The sequence below is a fragment of the uncultured Desulfovibrio sp. genome, from assembly GCF_944327235.1.
Classification (GTDB): domain Bacteria; phylum Desulfobacterota; class Desulfovibrionia; order Desulfovibrionales; family Desulfovibrionaceae; genus Desulfovibrio.
The window spans coordinates 1-4,501 of record NZ_CALVHE010000130.1 but is presented as its reverse complement, the minus strand read 5'-3'; the positions used below and the strand labels follow the sequence as shown (position 1 = coordinate 4,501).

The 4,501-nt window shown below is 64.4% G+C and carries 5 protein-coding genes; 1 reads left to right on the top strand and 4 read right to left on the bottom strand.

The window, feature by feature from the left end:
• The 4 genes from Q0K00_RS11390 to Q0K00_RS11375 form a co-directional block, all read right to left on the bottom strand.
• A partial coding sequence (locus Q0K00_RS11390) for a J domain-containing protein (RefSeq protein ID WP_297229620.1) occupies nucleotides 1–418 on the bottom strand: 418 nt, incomplete at its 3' end.
• Nucleotides 415–888, bottom strand: a complete 474-nt coding sequence (locus Q0K00_RS11385) for a YkgJ family cysteine cluster protein (RefSeq protein WP_297229618.1) — start codon at nucleotides 886–888, stop codon at nucleotides 415–417. The genes Q0K00_RS11385 and Q0K00_RS11390, both read right to left, overlap by 4 nt.
• Nucleotides 885–1,328, bottom strand: coding sequence for a CoA-binding protein (locus Q0K00_RS11380; protein WP_297229616.1), 444 nt, complete (start codon nucleotides 1,326–1,328; stop codon nucleotides 885–887). Before Q0K00_RS11380 ends, Q0K00_RS11385 begins: the two co-directional genes overlap by 4 nt.
• 109 nt (nucleotides 1,329–1,437) lie before the next feature.
• The gene (locus tag Q0K00_RS11375) at nucleotides 1,438–3,462 is read right to left on the bottom strand and encodes a cation:proton antiporter (protein WP_297229614.1); all 2,025 of its coding nucleotides are present in this window, start codon (nucleotides 3,460–3,462) and stop codon (nucleotides 1,438–1,440) included.
• A 125-nt stretch (nucleotides 3,463–3,587) separates the two neighbouring features.
• Between Q0K00_RS11375 and Q0K00_RS11370 the strand changes: the two genes are divergently transcribed.
• Entirely contained in the window at nucleotides 3,588–4,097 is a 510-nt protein-coding gene (locus Q0K00_RS11370) for a nitroreductase family protein (protein WP_297229613.1), read from the top strand.
• Nucleotides 4,098–4,501: the final 404 nt, after the last annotated feature.

Below are 4,501 nucleotides of genomic sequence, written 5' to 3'. Positions count from 1 at the left end.
CGGCGGGGTCGCGGGCCTGTTCCTCGGCGCGGCGTTTCTCGACCTGCTCACGGATGAGGCGTTCACGTTCTTCGCGGGCGCGGCGGCTTTGGGCGGCGTCGCGGGCGCGTTCTTCGGCGCGGCGGCGTTCTTCGCGGCTCTCCTGCGCCTTGCGGCGGCTCTCTTCGGCTTTCTGACGCGCTTCCTCGGCTTTCTGGCGGGCTTCTTCGGCGGGTTTCAGCACGGCCGAGAGAGCCACATAGGCTTCGTTGAGCAGTTGGAAGTCGTGGCTGGCGTTGGGATTGCCGGGGTTGAGATCGGGGTGCAGCTCGAAGGCCCGCTTGCGGTAGGCGCTTTTGAGCTCCTCCAGACCGGCATTCTTGTCCAGTCGGAGTATCTCGTGGCACTGCTTGACGGTGAGTTGTCGGCTGCGTTTCATGAGTTTTGGGCGGCTGTGGTGTTGATGATCAGGGCATTGGCCTCGCAGCGCGGGTCCTGGGCCAGCAGGTCGTTCTCACGCAGGTAGCGCAGGCCCTGCGCGGCAAAGTCGGCATGGTCGGCATCGGGCACGATGCCCGGACAGAAGTCCTTGGCCAGCTCCCAGCTGAGGGGATCTTCCAGATTGCCGCGAAAGAAGGGCCAGGCCCGGCAGATGGCGGGCTTGCCTTCATGGACGGAGCAGCCTTTCCCTTCCCGGAAGAAGATGCAGTTGCCGTCCTCGCCGCAACGTACCTGCCATTTGCCGCCCATGCGTTCGCAGTAGCGTTCGAGCACGGTCTCGGGGGGAAGGCCCATGTGGGCGGCGAGGCGTTCGAGATCGCGGGGGCTGACGACGATGCCCCCTCTCCCCGTACAGCAGTGGCCGCACATGCGGCAGGTAAAGACGGTCGGTTCCGGTGCGTTGCTCATAGGCGAGAGCGGCCCTCAAAGCCGCGAATGAGGTTATGTTCCACCATGATGCAGGCGTCTTCCACCACAAGGATGCCCGCAGGCTCCAGCAGGGCGCGGGCCTCGGCGGAACGTATGCCCTCCTGCATCCAGAAGCAGCGGGGCTTCCAGGGCAGGGCCAGCGTTTCGCGGGCATGGGCCGGACAGGCTTCCGGGGCGCGGAAAAGATTGATGATATCGACAGGTTGCGGCAGATCCGCCAGAGACGGACAGACGGGGAGGCCCCACACGGTACGCCGTACGGGGTGGACGGGCCAGACGGTGAAGCCCTGTTCCAGCAGATAGCGGCCCACGCGATCCACCGGATGGCCGGCTTTATCCTTGGCGCCGACGATGGCGATGCTTTTGGCCGTGCGCAGGAGGTGCGGCACAGCGCCGGACGCAAGACAAGATGCGGCCATGCGTTCCCCCCTTTCCCCTGTTGTCGCGCAATGGCTTCTGTTGGCGTCGTTTACACAATGTGACAATATACGTCGAAGCCGCTGTTATGGCAAGTCTCTTCTCCGGGGGCTATGCCCGGCCTTCCGGCGTGCCGGTGCGGGCCGCCTCTCCCTCGGCGGCTTGCGGACGGCTCAGCACGGGCGGCAGGCCCAGCAGCTTGTCCGTCCTGCCGAAGAAGTAGAGCAGATCCCCCGCCCGCATGATGAATTCCGGTCCGGGCGAGGCGATGGTCTCCTTGTCGCGGTGGGCGGCCACCAGCGTCACGCCGTAGCGCTTGCGCAGGTCGCTCTCCACCAGACTGCGGTCACAGAGCGGGGAACCGGCGTCCAGCCGCAGGGCCTGCACGCCCATGTCCGGGAGCTGGTGCACGGCCTCGTCCAGATTGGTGGTCGTGGCCGCCGCCTTGCGGATCATGCGGTAATTGTCCTGGCGGACGCGCGCCGTGAAGGCGTCGATATCCTGCCGGGGGATCAGGTACTGGGTCAGCACCTGATTGAATACCTCGATGGAGGTCTCAAATTCCTCCGCGATGACCGAATTGGCCCCCAGACGCCGCAGCGGGGCCACTTCCGTGACGAAGCGGGTGCGCGCCACGATGTAGATGTTGGGGTTCATGCGCCGGGCTTCCAGCGTGATGGCCCGCACGGCGGACGGGTCGGAGATGATGATGGCCATGACGCGCGCCTTGGCGATGCCCAGATGCTCAAGGATGATGGGTTGCGTGGCGTCGCCGTGCATGATGGGTTCCTTGCCCCGGTAGCGGGTGACGGTCTCCGGGTTCATCTCCAGCACATTGTAGGAGATGCCCGACTCCCGCGCCACACGGGCCAGATGCTTGCCGCTGATGCCGAAGCCCACGATGATGAGGTGATCCTGCAGCGGGCAGGTGTCGTCGGCTTGCGCCTCTTCCTCGGTGGGGATGCGCCGTTGCCAGCTGGTCAGCAGGTCAGCGATGCGCGGCGCCCAGTTGATGAGCATGGGCGTGACCATCATGGTCAGCACGCTGACGGCCAGGAAGCCCTGATAGGCCTGCTGCGAGAAGACGCCGTTGCTCACGGCCAGCGCGGCCAGAACGAAGGAGAATTCCCCCACCTGCGCCAGCGAGAGCCCGGTGATGATGGACGTACGCAGCGGGAAACGCTGGATGAGCACCGCCGGCAGCGTCAGCAGCGTCTTGATGAGGATGAAGAGGAGGGCGTTGACGATGGTCAGCAGGAAGTGCGAGGACAGGAAGTTGAGGTTGAGCATCATGCCCACGGACATGAAAAAGAGGCACATGAACACGTCACGATACGGCAGGATGCCCGCGATGACGCTCATGCTGTACTGCGACCGCGCCAGCATCAGCCCGGCGAGGAAGGCCCCCAGCGACAAAGAAAGCCCCAGTCTGTGCGTCAGCACGGCCATGCCGAAGCACAGGCCGAGCGTCGTCAGCAGCAGCACCTCCCGCGAACGGGTGCGCACGACAGCCTCCATGAGGCGGTTCAGCCCGAAATAACAGAGGGTCAGCACCGCGCCGAGGATGAGCACCACCTTGCCCACGGCCGTGAGCATCTCCCAGCCGCCCACCTGCAGCGTGCCCGCCAGCAGGGGGATGCACAGCACCATCGGCGCCACCATGATGTCCTGAAAAACGAGGATGGCCAGCGAGAGCCGTCCCATGGGCGTGCTGGTGAGCCCCTTCTGCTGGAGGATCTGCAGCACGATGGCCGACGACGACATGGCCACCAGGCAGCCCCAGATGATGCCCTGCGTCCACGCCGCGCCCTGGAAGTGCATGAGCACGGCCACCGCGCCCACCGTACAGCCTATTTGCAGGCTCCCCCCCAGAAAAACAGGTTTTTTCAGGCGGTTGAGCGCCTCCCCGGAAAGCTCCATGCCGATGGTGAACAGCAGCATGGCCACGCCCAGATCAGCGATGGTGCTGATGGACTCCTGATCCGTGATGACGTTCATCACCGACGGGCCGCACAGGAAGCCCGTCAGGAGAAAACCTACCGTGGGAGTCAGCTTGACTTTGTTGCAGACAAGGCTGACGATGATGGACAGCAAAAACAGCAGAACCAGGTCATTGATCTCAGCAAGTTCCAGCATGGCGCATACCCCTATCTTTTTAGTTTAGCCTATTTGCATCCATGACGCAATGCGCCGCGCAGGGCGGCCGGGCGGATAGGGAAGGCCCGCGAGATACAGGCCGAAACCCCAGCAGGAGGTCCCCTATGGAATTCTTTGAAGCGCTCCGCACCCGGCGCAGCATCCGCAAGTACACCAGCCAGCCCATCGCGCGGGAGGACGTGCAGGTCATGCTGGAAGCCGCCATGCTCGCGCCCAGCGCCAGCAACCGCCAGCCCTGGCATTTCGTGGTCGTGGACGACAGGGCCACCCTCGACCGCATCGCCGCCGAGCACCCCTACGCCAAGATGGCCGCCGACGCGCCGCTGGCCGTCGTCGTCTGCGGCGACCTCGACGCCGAAAAAACCAGGGGCTTCTGGGTGCAGGATTGTTCCGCCGCCACCCAGAACCTCATGCTCGCCGCCCGCGCCCTCGGCATAGGCAGCGTCTGGTGCGGGCTCCATCCCGTCGAGGACCGCGTCGCCCCTGTCCGCCGCATCCTCGGTCTTCCCGATAATATCATCCCCCTGAGCCTCGTCGTCATGGGCTACCCCGCGCAGGACTTCAGTCAGGCCGACCGCTATCAGGAAAACAAGGTGCACCATAACCACTGGTAGCAGCATGTTTTTTCCGGGGGAGGGGGAACCCCGCGTTCCGCTGTCGAGGCCCGTAACTCCGTGGGAGTTACGGGTACGGCTCGTCTGGGGGAGGGGGAACCCCCTTCGCTAGCGCGCAAGGGTGTTCCCCCTCCCCCAGGCCCCCACCCCTTCCCCCAACGCGCTTCATTGGCGAGGATGAAAAAGCGCTGTGGCGCAGGAGTCGTCCCTTCGTCTCCTTGTCCCCCGATGGCATGGATGAAAGGTGGGGGCTGCTCGCCACGCAAGCAAAGATCCCTGCCCGAAAAAACGTCCTGACGCCAAAGGCGGCCCGCAGGGCCGTGTCTGTTAGGGTCAGGACTCATTAAAGGTAAAAAATGACAATGGCAGCAATATGGATTGCCGAAAGGAATGTATGGGCACAG